The organism is Rhizobium sp. 01T437 (assembly GCF_056398505.1).
In genome coordinates, this window is record NZ_JBFTPM010000006.1 from 25,152 (window position 1) to 42,778 (window position 17,627).

Below are 17,627 nucleotides of genomic sequence, written 5' to 3' on the forward strand. Positions count from 1 at the left end.
TTATCCTACTGCCGCCAGAGACATTTCAGCCTTCAGGGACTGACCGCGCGAGGCGCCGACCACTGCGTCCACGTCCAGGATGAGGGCCACGCGGCCGTCGCCAAGGATGGTTGCTGCGGCAATGCCCGGAACGTGGGTGTAATTCGCCTCGAGGCTCTTGATGACGACCTGGCGCTGACCCTGGATCGCATCGACCATGAGCGCGCGCTGACCGCCGCCTTCCGATTCGACGAGCAGTGCGACACCTTCGACCGGATTGGCCTGGGTGGCGCGGAAGTTCAGGATGCGACCGACATCGACCAGCGGGCAGAAGGAGTTGCGGATCGAGATCAGGCGGTGGCTCGCACCGAAGGAGTGGATCGCAGCAGCTTCCGGCTGCAGGGTCTCGACGATGGCCGTCAGCGGTACGACCAGCGTCTGGCCGGCAACCGTGACCACCATGCCGTCGAGGACGGCGAGCGTCAGCGGCAGGCTCATGGTGAAGACCGAACCGTGGCCCGGCTTCGAGGTGATGTTGATACGACCGCCGAGTGCCTGGATCGAGCGCTTGACGACGTCCATGCCGACGCCGCGGCCGGAGATGTCGGAGATCTTGTCGGCCGTGGAGAAGCCCGGCAGGAAGATCAGGTTGTCGATTTCTTCATCCGACAGGTTGGCGTCCGCCGGGATGAGATCGTTCTGGATCGCCTTCTGGCGAACCTTTTCGCGGTTAATGCCGGCGCCGTCGTCGGCAAGCTCGATCAGGATGCGACCCGAACGATGCTTTGCCGTGAGGCGGACCGTGCCTTCAGTGTTCTTGCCGGCGGCGGCACGCTTTTCGGGCGTTTCGATACCGTGGTCGACGGCGTTGCGGATCATGTGCGTCAGCGGCTCGGCCAGCTTGTCGATGACCGTCTTGTCCACTTCGGTGTTTTCACCTTCGGTGATCAGGCGGATCGACTTGCCGGTCATGTCGGCGATTTCGCGGACGATACGCGACATGCGCTGGAAGACCGGCTTCACGGGCTGGGCGCGGATCGCCATGACCGAGTCCTGGATCTCGCGGGTGAGCTGCTGCAGCTCTTCGAGGCCCATGTTGATCGAGGACGTGCCGGTCGTGTCGTTTTCGATGACGCTCTGGGAGAGCATCGCCTGGTTGATGACAAGCTCGCCGACGAGGTTGATCAGACGGTCGACGCGATCGAGATCGACGCGGATCGTCTGGCCTGCACCGGCAGCGGCATTGTTCGCTGCCGCGGCACTTGCGGCGGCGGCAGCAGCGGCTGCAGATTCCTTCTTCTCGACGCGCGCGGCGGCAGCGGCCATCTGTGTGACGTTGGTCGCCGTTTCAGCGGCGGCAACGGCAGCGGCAGTGTCGTCGGCCTTAGGCTCGGGAGCGGAAGAGGCTTCCGTTGCGCCATCGTCGAGGATCGAGAGATCGAAGGGAACCGGGATCATCGGCAGCTCTTCGTTGGTCTCGCCGGGCTTTGCGTCCTCGGCGGGCTTTATCGTGAGATCGCAATCCCATTCTGCAAATTCGAAGACGGTACGGATGGCATCTTCGCCCTTGTCCGTCTTGATCGTAATATTCCAGAAGAAATAAGCACCTTCTGCATCGAGTTCATCGAGGCCCGGCAGCGCATCGGTATTGCAGTAGATGCTCATCTCGCCGAGGCGGGAGAGATCACGCAGCAGAAGGGTAGCGTCATTGCCCTTCGAATAGAGTTCGAAACGCGGCTTGAAGGTGATTTCGTAAGCCGGCAGATCGATCGGCATTTCTTCGCCGCCAAAGTCGCCGAAGGAGAAGGGGATCGGCTGGAAGCCGCTTTCGTCGGTCGGCTTGGGAGCGAGAGCTGCGGCAACCGGAGCAGGAGCGGCCTTCGCGACCGGCTTCGGCGCAGGTGCATCGGAAACTGCCGACGGAGACGGCAGCTCACCATTTGCAAGCGCTTCCAGTTCCTTGACGAGGCCGCGGCTTCTGCTCTCATCGACGCTGCCGCCATCGCGGGCAGCATTGGTGAGGTCGGCGAGCACGTCGGCCGACTTCAGCATGACCTTCAGGACGTCCTGGTTAGGCTCAAGCTTGTTGGAACGAACGCAATCAAGTGTGGTCTCAAAGACGTGGGCGAAGGCGACGAGGTCATCCAGGCCAAAGGCGCCGGCACCGCCCTTGATCGAATGCACCGCGCGGAAGACCGCATTGACGGTTTCCGGGTCGCGATCGCCATCATTCATTTTCAGGAGACCGGATTCCAGTTCGGCGAGCTGTTCCTCGCACTCCTGGAAAAAGATCTCTTTGATTTCGTTCATATCCATAGGAGCAAATCCTGGGCTTTAAGCGGTTACACGCTCGATGGCATCGATCAGCTTGGCGGGGTCGAAGGGCTTGACGATCCAGCCGGTGGCACCAGCCTGGCGGGCGCGGTTCTTCTTTTCCGCATCGCTTTCGGTGGTCAGCACCAGGATCGGGATCGCACGGTACTTCTCGTTGCGACGGACACCTTCGATGAAGCCGAAGCCATCGAGGCGCGGCATGTTGATGTCGGTGACGATGACATCAGGATTGGACTCTTCGAGAACTTCGAGGCCTTCAACGCCGTCTTCAGCCTGGATCGTCTCGAAACCTGCATTGTTCAGCGTTACGAGAAGCATGTTTCGGATGGTGCGGGAATCGTCCACCGTCAGTACTTTCTTCTTCATTGCCGGATCTCCTTGGCAAGCAGATGGTCGATATTGACGCCAACCAGCTGCATGGTTTTTTGAAATGCGTCGGACACCTTCGAGAAGGTGATCGACTGCTTGTCCTGGTCCCAGGTCTTCTCGGCGGCCATCAGAACCTGGGCGCAAAGAGCGCCGATGCGTTCGACTGCCGAAGCATCGATCGCCAGAGGGTTTCCTCGCATGGAGAGAAGCTTGTCGCGCAATGCGGAAGCCTCATTGAGATCAAGAACCGCTGGCAACTCCAGCGTCTTGGCACTCTTCTTTGCTGCCATCAGCTTTTCCTTGTCCCCTTGTCCCCAACCCGCGAAAGCGAGCCGGCGTTATAATCCGATAGGTTAGTAAACATTCCGCCCACCTCCGGCGCTTGCGAGAGGCTGAAGCATGCTGAAATCGTCATTTTCGTAATCGTCTTCGACCACTTCCGGGCGAGCTGCGATCGCAACCGTCCGGGAGGCAGAAACACGCACCTGATGAGGCCGGGTTGCATAGGCATTTTCCCGCGCGACGCGGAATTCACGGATCGTCTGGCCCAGTTCCAGAATGACCGTGTGAAGATGATCGGCGCCTTCGGCCGAACGTTCCGCAAAGCCGGCATTGTCGGCGACTTCGCCGCCGAGGTCCTTAACGTCTGCGGTCACGGCTTCGAGACCGGCGGCGTGTTCACCCGTCTCGCCTGCGATACCAGCGATTGCGGCATTGATGTCGGTCACCTGGCGGACGATGCTGGCAATCGAATCCTGTGTGCGGCCGACCATCTGCACGCCGGCATCCACCTGCGTCTTGGTGGTGGTCACCAGCGTCTTGATTTCACGGGCAGCTTCTGCGGAGCGCTGGGCGAGCGCCCGCACTTCCTGCGCCACGACGGCAAAGCCGCGGCCGGATTCGCCGGCGCGGGCAGCTTCGATGCCGGCGTTCAAAGCGAGCAGGTTCGTCTGGAAGGCAATCTCGTCGATTGCACCGATAATTTGGCCGATCTTCTCCGCAGACTGTTCGATATCAGCCATGGCGCTGATCGCGCGGCCGACGACCTCGCCGCTTTCCTCGACGGCCGCACGCGTCGCGGCAGCGGCCTGTTCGGCGGCGCGGCTGCCAGCTGCACCCTCACGGACTCGCTCGGCGATGCCGGCAAGGGCGGCGGCGGAAAGCTGCAGGCGCCCGGCCTGACCGGAAGCATTGCCGGCGAAGCTGCGGGATGCGCCGGCGAGCGATTGTGTTGCGGCCTCAGCCTTCGCATTGCGTTCTGCAATCGCGGCAAATTCCGTCTGGAGGTTGTCGAGTGCCGCGTTCAGCGCGGCAGCAATGTCGGTGTGAGCGCCATCGACCGGTGCGCGCTGCGTCAAGTCGCGGGCCGACAGGCCTTCGATGACATCGCTGAAGATGCGGGCGACTTCCGCTTCACCTTCGGCACGCTGATCGGCGAGTGCACGCTGCTGCGTGGAGCGCAGCGCGTTGAAGCGCAGCGAGACGGCGATTTCGACATCGACCATGACGATGCGGATGATTGAGGTCATCAGGTCAGTGATCTCGCGCGCTCGCCGCTTGGCCGACGGCAGTACCGGGCGGCCGGCCAGCTCATCGGCCAGACCGGAAATCACGTGTTCCAGCATGACGCCGTGGCCGGCCACGTGCCAGCGAGGGTCGAGGCCGATCTTGCTTTCGGTATCGGAGAGAACCTTGACGCGCTCCGCATAGAGGCTGTCGAAACGCGCATCCGTGAGCACGTCCCAGTGCGAGGACTGCAGGTCGTGGAGACGCTCGATCTGACGCTCGCTCTCGAAATTGCGCGAGGCATCCGGGAAGGACTGGAAACGATGGAAGAGATCGCGCAGGCCGGCCTTCAGATGGGCTTCAAGGGCGGGCCGGTTACGGCGAACCATCTCGCACTGGTCGGAGTCGAGGCCGGCAAAGCGCAGGCGGTCGCGCAGGCTGCCTGCCTGTGCTCCACGAGCCTGATCTGATGGCATATCCTGCCTCAACGCCTATCCCCAACCACTTTCCGGGCGAACCCGGCCAAAAACCTTCGCAGCTTCCGATGAATGCGATACGCAGAGATGCTCTTCGCCACCGGTCGCAACCGGGGACTGAAGCCTCCTGATCAGCAATTCTGTTTCGGAGTTGCCTGAAGAAGATGGATACCGGATCGACCCGGTACGGCGGTACGGCGTCATGCCTGGTGGGAACGAGTGCATCTTCCCATTCCGACGTGTAACCCAATGTTTATGGTTAATTCCTTGCTTGAAGGTTAATAAGCCATTCCCGCCGGTAGCTTTTGAGACAATTGGGAGAGTTCACCTAGCAAATACTGGCGCAGAGTTGCATCGCTGCTACAAGGCACACGCAAGCTTTATGTTATAGACCCGTTTTATAGAGCCTGACATGACGTCAATAAGGAAAGAGAAATGATAGTTCTCGGAATGGGTTCCTGTCTGATCGCCCTCTCGATCGCCGCAGCCRTTGCCCTCCTCGATCTGATCGCGACACACCGCGACAACCGCACGCTTCGCGTCTTCTAAGAGGCCACTGCGTCTTAAATCTCCCTTTACCTTTCCCGTTGGCAGCCCGGCACCGTTGGTGTATCGACACGCGCTCCTGTGTCAGCGGAAGTAAGGGATTATGTCAGCTCGGACCGGCCTCCTCATCATTCTGGCGTTTACGATCTTCCGCATCGTGACGCTGCATTTCGATACGACGGACCTTTTCGTCGATGAGGCGCAATACTGGTTCTGGTCGCAAAATCTCGATTTCGGCTATTATTCCAAGCCGCCGATGATCGCCTGGGTGCTCAGGATCTTCACCGAGCTTGCCGGCTCCAGCGACATTTACTGGCTGCGGCTTCCCGGCCCCCTCTTCCACATGGCGACCGCGCTGGTGCTGATGAAAATGGCAAAGCGCTTCATCGGGCCTGAGATCGAAGGCTGGGTCGGCGCGACCTATATCACGCTGCCGGCGGTTGCGCTTTCTTCGGTCTTCTTCTCCACCGACGTCATCCTGCTCTTCTTCATAGCCATTGCGCTCATTGCCTATTTCGAGCTGACGCAGCGTCGCTCCGTCGGGCTTGCACTTCTCATGGGTGTCGGTGTCGGGTTGGCGTTTCTTACGAAATATGCCGTGCTCTTCCTTGTGCCCGGCGGAGCGATTGCGCTGCTGCTCATTCCGGCGGCGCGTATTTCGGTGCGCGATTTCATCATCGCGGTCGTCACCTCCGCGGTCATCGCGTTCCCGAATCTGTGGTGGAACCTCCAGAACAACAATACGACAGTACGCCATACGCAGGATATCGCCCACTGGAACGATCTCGGCAGCAATATTCGCGGCGGGCTGGAATTCTTCTCCGCGCAGTTCGGCGTCGTCGGCCCGATCGTCTTCTTCGCCATGCTCTGGGCTGTCTGGAACATGATCCGCGGCCGCAGCGAGCCGCGTGAGAAGATGCTCGTCTGGCTCTCGATCCCGGTCGTGCTGCTCATTACCCTGCAGGCGACCGTCGCCAAGGCCTATGCCAATTGGGGCGTCACGGCCTATGTGGCGGGTATCGTGCTGGCGGTCTGGCTGCTTCACCGCCTGTGGCCGAAAGGTCTCAGAACCTCGCTCACCATCAATGGCGTTGCCTGCCTGCTCTTCCCCTTCGCAACGATCTTCGCACATCAACTGGTGCTACCAAACGGCAAGGAAGTCATGCAGCGCTATCTCGGCCGGGCCGAAGTAAGCCGCGCAGCCGCCGATCTCGCCGCGCAGGCCGGCACCGGCATCATCGTCACCGACAACAGGGACATGGTCGCCGATCTCTTCCACACGCTGAGAGCCGCACCCTACAAGATCTATGCCCGTCCGCCGGCCGATCTGCCGGACAGCTATTACGAACAGGAATTTGCGCTCCCGGCCGATACCAGCGGGCAGGTTCTGTTCCTGACCTCCAAGCTGCTGAGTTGCGCGAACGAAACGCCGGAAATGCTGAAAAGCTGGCAGCCGGAAAAAGGCAACTACAGGGGCGATACGATCTATGTCTATAAGGCCGGTGCGGCCTGCCTGATGCAGCCCTAAAACAGCTCAGTTCACGGGGCCGGGCAGGCAGAGGCCGGTTCCGCAGCCTTCTATTTCGACAAATTTTACGCCACCCTCCTCGAAGGCAAGGCGCAGCTGCGCCTCCGTCGCACGATGGATTTCGTGGTGACGGCCTTCATAGTCGCGTATCGTGCTACGGGAGACGGCAGCCTTCTCGGCGAGGTCTGCCTGCGTCCAATCAAGCAGACCACGAGCCGCGCGGCACAAAGCGGGCGTCAGAATTGTTTCTTTTGCACCTTGACCCATAATTTCAAACCACCCATATTGGTCAATATAAATCATATATGTCATGTTTTGAACAGGATTTCCAGATCGGGAGAGAGCGATGCCCCACGATACGCCTTTGATTTCAACAATCGTCGGCGGCCTTGTGCTGGCATTTATCCTGGGCGCGATCGCCAATCGCCTGCGCCTGCCTCCCCTCGTAGGATATCTTGTCGCAGGCGTTCTCGTCGGTCCGCATACGCCGGGTTTCGTTGCCGATCAGAGCCTTGCGCCTGAGCTTGCGGAAATCGGCGTCATCCTGCTGATGTTCGGCGTCGGCCTGCATTTCTCACTCAAGGACCTGCTTTCCGTGCGCGGCATCGCGGTGCCGGGTGCGGTTGTGCAGATCGGCTTTGCCACGCTGCTCGGCTGGGGTCTTGGCGCTTTCATGGGATGGCCGACGGGCGGCAGCCTCGTGTTCGGCCTAGCGCTTTCCGTCGCCTCCACGGTCGTGCTGCTGAAAGCCCTGCAGGAGCGGCGTCTCGTCGAGACAGAGCGTGGGCGCATCGCAGTCGGCTGGCTGATTGTCGAAGACCTTGCCATGGTGCTTGCGCTGGTGCTCATCCCGGCGGCCGCCAGCATCACCGGCGATGGTCATGGCCCAGTCGAGCCTCTCTCGGCGGGCCTCAACCGGCTTTTCGGCCTCGATCTCGGCGTCGGCGGCATCATCGCCATGACGCTGGTCAAAGTGGCGCTGTTCGTCGCCCTGATGCTGGTCTTCGGCCGCAAGCTCATCCCCTGGACCATGCACCGCATCGCTCACACCGGTTCGCGTGAACTCTTCCGCCTCGGCGTGCTGGCAATTGCTCTTGGTGTCGCCTTCGGCGCATCCAAGCTTTTCGGCGTATCGCTGGCGCTCGGCGCCTTCTTTGCCGGCATGGTTCTCGCCGAGAGCGAGCTTAGCCATCGCGCCGCCCAGGAAAGCCTGCCGCTTCGCGATGCCTTCGCGGTGCTCTTCTTTGTCTCCGTCGGCATGCTCTTCGATCCGAACATCCTGATCGAGCGGCCGTTGCCGGTGCTTGCGACGGTCTTCATCATCGTGATCGGCAAGTCGATCGCAGCCTTCCTGATCGTCCTGCTTTTCAAGAAGCCGGTCAGTACGGCGCTGACGATCTCGGCGAGCCTCGGGCAGATCGGCGAATTTTCCTTCATTCTCGCCGCCCTCGGCGTCGATCTCGGCTTGCTGCCGGAGGAAGGGCGCGACCTTATCCTTGCCGGCGCGATCATCTCGATCATCATCAACCCGCTGCTCTTCTTCGTCTGCGATCGCATCCGGCCACTGCTGGAAAGCCCGAAGCGCGAGGAACCGGCCACTGAGACTGCTCCGGCCACTGAGGTTTCGCCGGCACCGGAAGAGGCTGCGGCCGATAGCGACGAGGTCCATCCGACGGCGCTGAACCGCCATGCGATCCTTATTGGTTACGGCCGTGTCGGCAGCATCGTCGGCCAGAATCTCAAATCATCGGGCACGCCCTTCCTCGTCATCGAGGATTCAGACAAGCGCATCATCGAATTGCGCGCGCAAGGCGTCGAAGTCGTCCCCGGCAACGCCGTTTCTCGCGAAACACTTGATCTCGCCAACATTGCAGGCGCCCGCAGCCTTGTCATCGCCATCCCAAACGCCTTCGAGGCCTGTAGCATTGCCGAGCAGGGCCGTACCATCAATCCATCGATCCTGATCGTTGCACGCGCCCATTCCGACGCCGAAGTGGACGAACTGCGGCAATACGGCGCCGACACGGTGATCATGGGAGAGCGGGAAATTGCGCTTGGCATGGTTGACCGGCTCGCCCAAGTGCATCATGACAGTGCACCCTATGAAGACGGACCTTCGGCTGGTACAATCGTGCCATCGGTGGAACATCCGCCTGAAAAAGAATGAGAGATTGCCGCGCCTTTGAGCCGATTTGGGAGAGAAATCGCAGAGACAGGGGAGACGGTGCTGGAACAGCGCCGTCTGGCAAGCCGTATTGCCGCTTCCGTCGTCGTTGCGATCGTCGCCTATCTCGGCCTGCTCTTCGGCGGCAATATTGTCATCGGCCCTTCATCGGCGCCGAACAGCCTGTCTTCCTCCAGCCGGGATTCGCAGCAGACGCAGGTGACTGCGCGCGATGCCATTCGCGGCCTGCTGATCAGCGACCGCAAGGTGGCGCCGAAGCAACAGGTCCACGATGCCGGCCCGGCATCGCTGAATGCCGCACCCGCACTGCAATTCGCCGACTGGTGCCAAGCCGCTCCGGCCTCTGAATTCGAGACCCCGCTGCGCCCTGTCGCTGCCCGGGCTCACCAGCCCCGCGCACCGCCGCAGGTTGCCTGAATCACGTCGCCTTCGGGCGCTTCTGATCCAATAGACATGTAGACATGCCGCAGCGCGGTTGCGCCGGCCCAAGCATTATCCAAGGATTTAAAACATGCGCAATTCACCATGGCTGGTGTTCACCTATACGGTGATCATCGTGCTCGGCCTGTTGATCGCCCTGCCGAATGCGCTGCCGCAGAGCGTGCTGCAGCGCATCCCCTCCTGGCTGCCGCACAGCCAGGTTTCTCTCGGTCTCGACCTTCGCGGTGGTTCGCACCTCGTGCTCGAAGTCGATGAAGCCGACCTCACCAAGGAGCGCCTGAATTCGCTCCTGCAGGACGCACGCCGTGTGCTGCGCGAAAAGAACATCCAGCCTAAGTCGGTCGTCCGCAACAACAACAACATCGTTGTTTCGCTCGCAGATCCGTCGCAAAGCGATGCGGCCGTCACTCAGCTTCGCACGCTCGGCAATACGATCGCCAGTGGCATCAGCGCCGGCCAGTCGGACCTTTCGGTCACCGCTGACGGCGGCAACATCACCATCGGCTTCTCCCCGGCCGGTATTTCGACGAATGTCGACAATGCCGTCACACAGAGCCTTGAAGTCATCCGCCAGCGCGTCGACCAAGTCGGCGTTGCCGAGCCGACGATCCAGCGCATCGGCGCAAACCGCATTCTCGTGCAGCTTCCTGGTGCGCAGGATCCATCTCGTCTTCGCGAGCTTCTCGGCTCCACCGCCAAGATGTCCTTCCACATGCTCGCCCCGAACGGCCAGGCCGGTCCGGGTGTGACGATCATGAAGGATGACGAGGGCAACAGCTACCCGGTTCTCGACCGCGTCGAGATTTCAGGCGACCGCCTCTCGGATGCCCGCGTCAGCTTCGACCAGAGCCAGCAGCCGGTCGTCACCTTCCGCTTCGACAGCGCCGGTGCAACCCGCTTTGCCGAAATTACCCGCCAGAACGTCGGCAATCCCTTCGCGATCGTCCTCGACGACAAGGTGCTGAGCGCGCCCGTCATTCGCGAGCCGATCACCGGCGGTTCCGGCCAGATCTCGGGCAACTTCTCGACTGATAGCGCCAACACGCTCGCCGCCATGCTGCGCGCCGGCGCCCTGCCCGCCAAACTCACCGTCATCGAAGAACGCACCGTCGGCGCCGACCTTGGCGCGGATGCGATCCGGATGGGCCTCTATGCCGGCGTCGTAGGTTTCGCGCTCGTCGCCGCCTTCATCTTCGTGCTCTACGGCACCTGGGGTATTCTGGCGAACACCGCGCTTCTCATCCACACGATCCTGACCTTCTCGGCGCTGACGCTTGTCGGCGCGACGCTGACGCTGCCCGGCATCGCCGGCGTCGTGCTCGGCATCGGCCTTGCGGTCGACGCGAACGTCCTGATCAACGAGCGCATCCGCGAAGAAAGCCGCAAGGGCAAGAGCGCCTTTGCGGCAATCGACACCGGCTTCCGCCGCGCCTATTCGACCATCATCGACGGCAACATGACGGCGCTGATCGCCGCAGCCGTCCTGTTCTGGTTCGGCTCCGGCCCAGTTCGCGGCTTTGCCGTAACCATGGCGCTCGGCCTGATCATCTCGATGTTCACCTCGGTCGCCTTCGTGCGCGTCACGATGATCGAGATCACCCGCCGCCAGAAGATGAAGACGATCAACATCAAGCCGATGTTCTCCTTCTTCAGCCCCTACGACAAGCATATCCAGTTCATGAAGGCCCGCTTCCTCGGCGTGACCGTCTCCGCATTGCTGTCGATCGCCTCGATCGCACTCTTCATCTATCCGGGCCTTAACTACGGCGTCGATTTCCGTGGCGGTATCCAGATGTCGGTGAAGACACAGGACGCTGCCGATCTCGGCCGCTTCCGCGAAGAACTGAACAGCCTCGGCCTCGGCGAAGTGGCCCTGCAGTCCTTCGGTGACAACAACACGATGCTGGTGCGCGCGCAGCGCCAGGAAGGCGGCGAAGAGGCACAGACTGCAGCGGTGACCAAGCTCAAGGCCGAGATCGTCAAGATCGACCCGTCGGCAACCGTCACCGGCACCGATGTCATCGGTCCGAAGGTCAGCGGCGAGCTTGCCTGGGCAGGTATCCTGTCCGTCGTGATCGCCAGCCTCGCGATGCTGTTCTACATCTGGTACCGCTTCGAATGGCCTTTCGCGGTCGGCGCCATCGTCACGCTCGTGCTCGACGTGACGAAGGTGATCGGCTTCTTCGCGCTGACGGGTCTCGACTTCAACCTAACGGCTATCGCCGCCATCCTGACGCTCGTCGGCTACTCGGTGAACGACAAGGTCGTCGTCTACGACCGCATGCGTGAAAACATGCGCCTCTACAAGTCGATGCCGCTGCGCGAGATCATCGACAAGTCGATCAACGAGACGTTGGCCCGAAGCCTCTACACCAATGCGACAGCCTTCCTCTCGCTCCTGCCGATGGCAATCTGGGGCGGCAGTGCGGTGGAAAGCTTCGCTGTACCGATGGCTTTCGGCATTCTCGTCGCCGCTGCATCGTCGGTCTTCATCGCAGCGCCGATCCTGCTCTTCCTCGGCGACTGGCGCCGCCGCCATGCCAAGGCAGTGGCAGCTTCGAACGATGCAGCCGTGGAAATCATTCCGCCGGATGCAGGCCAGCCGCGCAAAACGGCAGGCTAAACCGCCAATATTTAAGGTGGACTTGGAGAGGGCGCCGGTTGCACAGCCGGCGCCCTCTTTCTATGTTCGGTTCAAAGAGATCGGGAGCACCGCCAAATGTCTTCCAACCCGACGGCGAAAAAGCCGGCAACCGGTTCCACTGGCGATCAGGAGGAGCGCATCAAACGCTTCCTTGCGACCGCCTCGCACGACCTGCAATCGCCGCTCCGCCATATCGCCATGTATGCGGAAATGCTGCTCGACGATCTGGAGCCGACGCTCGACAGCGAACAGTTGCAGAGCCTCAGGATGATCATGGACAAGGCCCAGACGGCGCAGCGGCTGACCAAGGCATTGATGAGCCTTGCGGGAACGACACCGCAGATCACCATCAGCGACGTGCGCCTCACCGACGTTGCGCAAGAGGCGTGGAAGCAGTCGCTGGAGGAATTTCCGGTGAGCGGCGCGACACTTGATGCGGACAATCTACCTCTCATCCGCAGCGATGCAGCACTTCTGACCATTGTTCTGAGGCACCTCTTCTCCAATGCGCTGACATATCATGGCGCCGCAGCGCCGCATGTCACCGTGACGGCCGCACGGGAAGGTGCGGATTGGCGCGTCATCGTTGCCGACAACGGCTGCGGCATCGAACCTGCCTATCGGGAGAAGATCTTCGATGCCTTCTGGAAGTTGCCGAAAGCAGGCAGCGTGCCCGGACCGGGGCTTGGCCTGACGACCACGAGGGACCTGCTCGGCGCGTTCGGCGGTGATATCAGGCTCGACCATTCCGATGAGAGCGGCAGCCGCTTTGCGATCCGCCTGCCGGCTTAGGGCGCCGTGCGTTCATTCGGACGCACGGCGCTCTAACTCTTGGAGGCCAAGCATCAGGCTTTCCGGTCAGATGCTGTAATCATCTTTCCAGAAATCCGGGACATCATAGGTCACGTACTCCCGGATGATGTGCTGTAGCGTCTGGACGTCGATCTCATCTTTGCCGATGCGGAAATCGACGCCGTAATCGGGGAATTCCTGGAAATAGTTACCCGATATATCGGTCGAGACGACACCGATCGGGCCCGTATAGCCGATGCCCCGAAGTTCAGGCACGGTCTCGCGAAAATCAGCATTCGGCAACAGGCGGTTGTCGAGAAGGATGAGATCGAATCGAGCGGCCTTTATCTTGTCCAGCGCATCGCCAATCGATTGAGAATATTCGACATCGACACGCGGTTCGGAGAGATCGGCGATCTTCTTTTTGAGCGAACGGAATTCGATAAACTCGTCATCGACGAATAATACCTTTACGGCATTCCTGCGCGTTGCTTCCGCACTCATCGTTTCAGCTTTCCCCGAAATGAAACCAGCTCACGAAACCAGACCGTTCCGCAACGCAATCGCCACCATATGAACGCGGTTGACGGCATCGAGTTTCCGGACTGCGGCCGTGATATGGGAATTGACCGTGTGTTCCGAAAGGCCGAGGATGATGGCGATCTCTGCAGAGGTCTTGCCTTCGCTCGTCCACTTGACGATTTCGGTTTCGCGCTGCGTGAGCCGACCGGATATTTCCTGCGTCAGGATTTCCTCATACAGCTTGTCGAAGATGCGCATGGCATCGAGCAGAATATCCGCCACCTCGCCCTGGTCCGGCTCCTGACGCTGGCCGGCGAGCACCAGGCAGTAGCGACGTCCTTCCGGCGTAAACAGTGGAATGAAAAGGAATGTGTTGCCGCTGAATTCATTAAAGACGAGATCAGACGGGTAGCCTTCTATCGTCGCACTTTTTCCATGCACTGGCGTCGTCAAAAACTGCGCCGTCCGCGCCTTGGCGGTTCCCAGCGCTTCCTTGAGAGTCTTGACAAAGAGGCTCATGCGCCGTTCGACGACATTGGTGATGACGACATCGCGTTCGCCGAAAGGAGTTGCAGCCTCCGAAATGCGCGCCAGAGTAAAATTGTCGAAATTGTAGTGCTGTGCGGCCGCCTTCAGCAGGCGAAAAAAATCCGTGCGATTGATAGCCCGGCTAAGTTCCGGACCGGCATGAAAGGGAACTGCGGCAGCACTGGTCATTCCCACCCTTCCTCCTCCCCAATTCTCATTCCGACGATCCCGAAATCTTGGGATATACGTCTTAAACGCGAACAGCTACAAAAATTGCGAGATGGTTGATGATCGATAACGAAATGGGGACTTTCGATATCGCAGGCGGAGACATCTCAACTACAGGTGATGCGTAGGACAGTTTACTCGATAGTAGCTCTTACCTAGGTATCCCAATCTCTCCGTATTCAACATCCATGGATGCGGAAGACAGTGCCAGAAGTAAGCGCGGGAGAGCCGGTCGGGCCATCAGCTAAGGGGTTGGCTGACGTTCGTGGCGGCGAACAGGGATCGGGCGGCTCTCTCAGTGCTTTTTGGTTTTCTTCTCTTCGGCTGCAGTTTGAAATGCACTGCCAGGCTTGTCAATTGTGCATTCTGCAGGCGTTATGCACTTTTTGCGTGCATATATGTCGCGCTTTCTGCAATCACCTATTGCTGGTGATCCTGGCAAAGTCCAGCGGCTTCTCAAGGTAGAAATCGGCACCGGCGGCAAGTGCCCGTTCTCGGTCCTCCACCGCATCCGAACCGCTGCACACGCCGAGCTGCATGGCGGAAAAGCGATCATCCTGTCGCAGCCGCGCGATCAGCCCGCTTCCGCTGTCGAGAGGCATGTAGAGATCGGCGATCAGTATATCCGGCACGCCTTCGCCACTTTCCAGACGCTCCTCAAGCGCCTCGAATGCAGCCTGTGCGGTAGGAAAACAGAATAGATCAACATCTACCTGTTGTTTCTTTCGGATATAGTCGAGATAGAAGAGATCATCCCTGCTATCGTCGACGTAAAACAAGGTTGGCATCTGGCACCACAATTCGGATATTGTTTCTGATGTTCTGCACTGTCCTTCACTGAGACATTAACGCCACTTCACTAAAATTCGATATCGACCTTTAGGGATTTACTGTCGAAAAAGCATGTTTTGCGCAACAATCTGCCTATTGAGTATTCGGCGATTTCGGAAAAGATGACTCGCCAACAAGGACGTGGCGGAGAGGTGATGCAGGTGCGGGATGCTGCTACATCAGGACGAGACGGGGCGGAAAGCGGTCGCTACCGCATGGTCGCGCTCGTCATCGGCTACCTGCTGGTCCTGCTCGGTCTGACGGCGCTGACCGGGTGGCTGCTGGAGGTCGAAATCATCATCTCGATCGTGCCCGGCTTTCCGTCCATGGCATTCAATACCGCCGTCTGCTTCGTGCTGTCGGGTATCGGGCTTGCCACGTCGATGGAAACAGGCAGGCCTAACCGCATCGTGCCCGTCCTTGCTTGCGGCCTTGCCGCCCTGCTTTCCGCGGTGCGCCTGACAGAGATCATCACGCTCGGCCGCACGATACATAATGTCGATGTGTTCCTGACGCAGTTTTTCATCTCTCCAACCTTTGTCGAACAGATCGGCGGCGGCATGGGGCCGAACACGGCGCTGATCTTCCTGATATCAAATCTTTCCATTCTCTTCGCGCTCTATGGGAAGGAGCGGCGCGGCCAGCTCGTACAGGAACTCACCAGCTATATCGCGATCACGCTCGGCATGATCGCGCTTGCCGGATACGTCACCGATGCCGAACAGGGATATCGCTGGGGTCCCTATGCCGCGATGGCTTTGCCTACGGCTATCGGTCTGGTGGCTTTCGGTTGCGGGCTTCTCGCCAGATCCTGGTGGATGTCGCCAACCAGCAGGGCAGAGATCCCCCTCTGGATACCGGCATCAATCTGTTTTACCGGCCTCATCGTCGATCTCTACACACCGCTTGGCGTGGCAAACGGTATTCTCTATGTCCCGCTTGTGCTGACGGCGCTCTGGTTCGGTAATCGCAACGCGCCGATGTTATTCGCCTTCGTCTGCACTGTCCTGATTCTGCTCGGCTTTTTCGCCGTCAACCATGCCGAGAACGAATACTGGCGGGAAGCCACCAATCGCTCGATCACGGCAGCGACGCTCTGGCTGATTGCCATTTTCGTCTTCTATTTCATGCGCAACAACCAGCATCTGGAAACCGAGCGCATCCGCTTCAGCGCGCTGGTGCGCAATACGCCTGACGCGGTGATCGCCATCGACGAGGTGGGGCGGATCATGAGCTTCAATCCAGCCGCCGAGACCATGTTCGGCTACACACCGCAGGAAGTGATCGGCAACAACATCAAGATGCTGATGCCGGAACCCTATCATTCCGAACATGACGCCTATCTTGGCAATTACCGGCGCACAGGCGAGGAACGCATCATCGGCACGACGCGCATGGTCTCCGGTCGGCGCAAGAACGGCGTGGTCTTCCCAATCGACCTCTCGGTCAGCGCTGTCGGCAGCGACCCGGGAAGGACCTTCGTCGGCATCGTGCGCGATATCAGCGAGCGCATGCGGCAAGAAGAGCGGATGAAGACGACGCTTGCGCAGCTCGAGGCCTATACGGCCGATCTCGAACGCTCCAACCACGATCTCGATGAGTTCGCCTATATCGCCTCGCATGACCTCAAGGAACCGCTGCGCGGCCTGCACAATCATTCGCGTTTCCTGCTGGAAGATTATGAGGAGAAGCTCGATGAAGACGGCGTGCGCCGGCTCAATCGGCTCGTCCGGCTCAGTCAGCGCATGGAAAAGCTTGTCAACGATCTTCTCTATTTCTCGCGCATCGGTCGCCAGCAGCTTGCGGTCAAAAGAACCGATATCGGTTCGATCATCCGCGACGTCGTCGCCACCATGGAGCTTTTTCTGGAGGAGCGGCATGCGAAGGTCGTCATCGACGGGATGCTGCCAGAGGTCGTCTGCGATGCCCCGCGGCTAACCGAGGTATTCCGCAACCTCGTCACCAATGCCATCAAATACAATGACAAACCCGTGCCGCTCGTCAGCGTCGGCTATCTGGAACGCTATGTCGGCAAGGACGGAACGGCGGCCCGCAACGTCTTCTACGTGAAGGACAACGGCAAGGGCATACCCCAAGAATTCCACGAGGATATTTTCCGCATTTTCAAACGGCTTGAAAAATCGCAGGATTCCGAGGACGGCACCGGCGCGGGGCTCACCTTCGTGCGCAAGATCATTGGGCGTCACAATGGTGAGATATGGCTGGAGTCGGACGTCGGCATCGGCACGACATTTTACTTTACCTTGGGAAGGAAGCGCGAGGGTCAGAATGCTGCAGCGTGACACGCAACCGATCCTCATCGTCGAGGACAGCGAAGACGATTTCGAAGCAACGATGCGCGCCTTCAAGCGCACCAATCTGCGCAACCCCATCCGCTGGGCCGCCTCCGGTCAGGAAGCGCTCGACGTGCTCGCCACCATGGCGCCGAAGCCCGGCCTCATTCTGCTCGATCTCAATATGCCGGGTCTCGACGGGCGCAAGACGCTTGAGGCGATCAAGTCCAATGCGCATTGGCGGAAGATCCCGGTCGTGATCCTCACGACATCGGACGACGAGCGAGACATCGAGGGCTGCTATGCGCTGGGCGCCAACACTTATGTACAGAAACCGGTCGATCTCGACGGACTGTTCGCCGCTATCCAGCGACTCAAGGAATACTGGTTCGAAATCGCAATCCTGCCCCTAGAGGACTGACGT

At 60.0% G+C, this 17,627-nt stretch carries 15 protein-coding genes; 7 read left to right on the forward strand and 8 right to left on the reverse strand.

The window, feature by feature from the left end:
- The 4 genes from AC1DM5_RS13175 to AC1DM5_RS13190 form a co-directional block, all read right to left on the reverse strand.
- On the reverse strand, window positions 1–2,295 hold the full coding sequence (locus AC1DM5_RS13175) for a chemotaxis protein CheA (RefSeq protein WP_477818927.1): 2,295 nt from the start codon (window positions 2,293–2,295) through the stop codon (window positions 1–3).
- 18 nt (window positions 2,296–2,313) lie between these two features.
- Complete coding sequence (gene cheY1, locus AC1DM5_RS13180; protein ID WP_003570362.1) at window positions 2,314–2,679, reverse strand: chemotaxis response regulator CheY1; 366 nt, start codon at window positions 2,677–2,679, stop codon at window positions 2,314–2,316.
- On the reverse strand, window positions 2,676–2,972 hold the full coding sequence (locus AC1DM5_RS13185) for an STAS domain-containing protein (protein WP_007821057.1): 297 nt from the start codon (window positions 2,970–2,972) through the stop codon (window positions 2,676–2,678). The genes cheY1 and AC1DM5_RS13185 overlap by 4 nt, the downstream gene beginning before the upstream one ends.
- A 63-nt stretch (window positions 2,973–3,035) precedes the next feature.
- Entirely contained in the window at window positions 3,036–4,664 is a 1,629-nt protein-coding gene (locus AC1DM5_RS13190; protein WP_477818928.1) for a globin-coupled sensor protein, read from the reverse strand.
- Between the two features lie 649 nt (window positions 4,665–5,313).
- Here AC1DM5_RS13190 and AC1DM5_RS13195 point away from each other — a divergent pair.
- Entirely contained in the window at window positions 5,314–6,738 is a 1,425-nt protein-coding gene (locus AC1DM5_RS13195; RefSeq protein ID WP_477818929.1) for an ArnT family glycosyltransferase, read from the forward strand.
- 6 nt (window positions 6,739–6,744) lie between these two features.
- Here the strand turns inward: AC1DM5_RS13195 and AC1DM5_RS13200 are convergent, their stop codons facing one another.
- A complete protein-coding gene (locus AC1DM5_RS13200; RefSeq protein WP_477818930.1) occupies window positions 6,745–7,050 on the reverse strand; it encodes a helix-turn-helix domain-containing protein in 306 nt (101 codons plus the stop codon).
- A 34-nt stretch (window positions 7,051–7,084) separates the two neighbouring features.
- Between AC1DM5_RS13200 and ybaL the strand changes: the two genes are divergently transcribed.
- The 4 genes from ybaL (at window position 7,085) to AC1DM5_RS13220 (ending at window position 12,800) form a co-directional block, all read left to right on the forward strand.
- Window positions 7,085–8,905, forward strand: coding sequence for a YbaL family putative K(+) efflux transporter (gene ybaL / locus AC1DM5_RS13205; protein ID WP_477818931.1), 1,821 nt, complete (start codon window positions 7,085–7,087; stop codon window positions 8,903–8,905).
- Between the two features lie 15 nt (window positions 8,906–8,920).
- Window positions 8,921–9,340, forward strand: a complete 420-nt coding sequence (locus AC1DM5_RS13210; protein ID WP_477818932.1) for a hypothetical protein — start codon at window positions 8,921–8,923, stop codon at window positions 9,338–9,340.
- 94 nt (window positions 9,341–9,434) lie between these two features.
- A complete protein-coding gene (gene secD, locus AC1DM5_RS13215; RefSeq protein ID WP_477818933.1) occupies window positions 9,435–11,987 on the forward strand; it encodes a protein translocase subunit SecD in 2,553 nt (850 codons plus the stop codon).
- Window positions 11,988–12,083: 96 nt separating this feature from the next.
- Window positions 12,084–12,800: a sensor histidine kinase gene (locus AC1DM5_RS13220; RefSeq protein ID WP_477818934.1), complete on the forward strand. Its 717-nt coding sequence runs from the start codon at window positions 12,084–12,086 to the stop codon at window positions 12,798–12,800.
- Window positions 12,801–12,866: 66 nt separating this feature from the next.
- Here the strand turns inward: AC1DM5_RS13220 and AC1DM5_RS13225 are convergent, their stop codons facing one another.
- The 3 genes from AC1DM5_RS13225 to AC1DM5_RS13235 all read right to left on the reverse strand — a co-directional run bounded on the left by AC1DM5_RS13225 (window position 12,867) and on the right by AC1DM5_RS13235 (window position 14,866).
- Window positions 12,867–13,304 (reverse strand): response regulator, encoded by a 438-nt coding sequence (locus AC1DM5_RS13225; protein ID WP_007821076.1) that lies wholly within the window; start codon window positions 13,302–13,304, stop codon window positions 12,867–12,869.
- Between the two features lie 30 nt (window positions 13,305–13,334).
- Window positions 13,335–14,039: a response regulator transcription factor gene (locus tag AC1DM5_RS13230; RefSeq protein ID WP_477818935.1), complete on the reverse strand. Its 705-nt coding sequence runs from the start codon at window positions 14,037–14,039 to the stop codon at window positions 13,335–13,337.
- Window positions 14,040–14,494: 455 nt separating this feature from the next.
- Window positions 14,495–14,866, reverse strand: a complete 372-nt coding sequence (locus AC1DM5_RS13235; protein ID WP_477818936.1) for a response regulator — start codon at window positions 14,864–14,866, stop codon at window positions 14,495–14,497.
- A gap of 258 nt (window positions 14,867–15,124) precedes the next feature.
- Between AC1DM5_RS13235 and AC1DM5_RS13240 the strand changes: the two genes are divergently transcribed.
- On the forward strand, window positions 15,125–17,212 hold the full coding sequence (locus AC1DM5_RS13240) for a sensor histidine kinase (protein ID WP_477819160.1): 2,088 nt from the start codon (window positions 15,125–15,127) through the stop codon (window positions 17,210–17,212).
- Window positions 17,199–17,624: a response regulator gene (locus tag AC1DM5_RS13245; RefSeq protein WP_007821084.1), complete on the forward strand. Its 426-nt coding sequence runs from the start codon at window positions 17,199–17,201 to the stop codon at window positions 17,622–17,624. The genes AC1DM5_RS13240 and AC1DM5_RS13245 overlap by 14 nt, the downstream gene beginning before the upstream one ends.
- The last annotated feature ends 3 nt before the right edge of the window (window positions 17,625–17,627 follow it).

What these genes read in the sequence shown, in the direction of transcription:
- secD (WP_477818933.1), top strand. Translation starts at nt 9,435, where the DNA reads ATGCGCAATTCACCATGGCTGGTGTTCACCTATACGGTGATCATCGTG.
- AC1DM5_RS13190 (WP_477818928.1), bottom strand. Translation starts at nt 4,664, where the DNA reads ATGCCATCAGATCAGGCTCGTGGAGCACAGGCAGGCAGCCTGCGCGAC.
- AC1DM5_RS13235 (WP_477818936.1), bottom strand. Translation starts at nt 14,866, where the DNA reads ATGCCAACCTTGTTTTACGTCGACGATAGCAGGGATGATCTCTTCTAT.
- ybaL (WP_477818931.1), top strand. Translation starts at nt 7,085, where the DNA reads ATGCCCCACGATACGCCTTTGATTTCAACAATCGTCGGCGGCCTTGTG.
- AC1DM5_RS13220 (WP_477818934.1), top strand. Translation starts at nt 12,084, where the DNA reads ATGTCTTCCAACCCGACGGCGAAAAAGCCGGCAACCGGTTCCACTGGC.
- AC1DM5_RS13240 (WP_477819160.1), top strand. Translation starts at nt 15,125, where the DNA reads ATGGTCGCGCTCGTCATCGGCTACCTGCTGGTCCTGCTCGGTCTGACG.
- cheY1 (WP_003570362.1), bottom strand. Translation starts at nt 2,679, where the DNA reads ATGAAGAAGAAAGTACTGACGGTGGACGATTCCCGCACCATCCGAAAC.
- AC1DM5_RS13245 (WP_007821084.1), top strand. Translation starts at nt 17,199, where the DNA reads ATGCTGCAGCGTGACACGCAACCGATCCTCATCGTCGAGGACAGCGAA.
- AC1DM5_RS13195 (WP_477818929.1), top strand. Translation starts at nt 5,314, where the DNA reads ATGTCAGCTCGGACCGGCCTCCTCATCATTCTGGCGTTTACGATCTTC.
- AC1DM5_RS13200 (WP_477818930.1), bottom strand. Translation starts at nt 7,050, where the DNA reads ATGACATATATGATTTATATTGACCAATATGGGTGGTTTGAAATTATG.
- AC1DM5_RS13225 (WP_007821076.1), bottom strand. Translation starts at nt 13,304, where the DNA reads ATGAGTGCGGAAGCAACGCGCAGGAATGCCGTAAAGGTATTATTCGTC.
- AC1DM5_RS13175 (WP_477818927.1), bottom strand. Translation starts at nt 2,295, where the DNA reads ATGGATATGAACGAAATCAAAGAGATCTTTTTCCAGGAGTGCGAGGAA.
- AC1DM5_RS13185 (WP_007821057.1), bottom strand. Translation starts at nt 2,972, where the DNA reads ATGGCAGCAAAGAAGAGTGCCAAGACGCTGGAGTTGCCAGCGGTTCTT.
- AC1DM5_RS13230 (WP_477818935.1), bottom strand. Translation starts at nt 14,039, where the DNA reads ATGACCAGTGCTGCCGCAGTTCCCTTTCATGCCGGTCCGGAACTTAGC.